Genomic DNA, 483 nt, shown 5'->3' with positions numbered 1-483 from the left:
TTAACGAAGCATCAGCAGATGATCTAGTCGCTAATCAGTAAATAAGATTTGGCAATTGTTGTGGTGGCTTGGTATAAAATTGCCTATTTATTTTGGTGGGTGCCCCAGCTTTTCGTGAATAAGATAAGTGACATTGCTTATGTGGAGGGAGAGGCTAATTCTTTTACCATCTTCGCTAAAGATGACCTGATTCCAAGGGAAATATCAGGGATTTCAAAAATAGACTTAGATTACTTAATTCATTATAAAACTGGTTCAGTACATACGGAAATAGCAGGATAAAATGATAGATGTTAGAGATGTGTTGATTCATCCTGAAAAGTTTGATGGTAATGTAGTAACTGTAAAGGGACGCTTATATTCTGGTGGTGAAAAAACCTCGTTTATTGTGCCTTTATATGGCGATGTGTTCTGGTCTAATCCCATCGGACACTTAATTTTGAGACAATAACGTCAATAGATTAAGGAAATGATATGAGCCTG

2 protein-coding genes are annotated in these 483 nt (G+C 36.4%); both read left to right on the top strand.

The window, feature by feature from the left end; genetic code table 11:
- The first annotated feature begins 48 nt into the window (after window positions 1-48).
- Window positions 49-282, top strand: coding sequence for a hypothetical protein (locus tag Q4519_RS21710; protein WP_303516019.1), 234 nt, complete (start codon window positions 49-51; stop codon window positions 280-282).
- A 1-nt stretch (window position 283) separates the two neighbouring features.
- Window positions 284-451: a hypothetical protein gene (locus Q4519_RS21705; RefSeq protein WP_303516016.1), complete on the top strand. Its 168-nt coding sequence runs from the start codon at window positions 284-286 to the stop codon at window positions 449-451.
- The last annotated feature ends 32 nt before the right edge of the window (window positions 452-483 follow it).

The organism is Motilimonas sp. 1_MG-2023 (assembly GCF_030547455.1).
GTDB lineage: Bacteria > Pseudomonadota > Gammaproteobacteria > Enterobacterales > CBDFNC01 > Motilimonas.
Note: the sequence above shows the minus strand (reverse complement) of the source record. Positions and strands in the feature narration are given on the sequence as shown.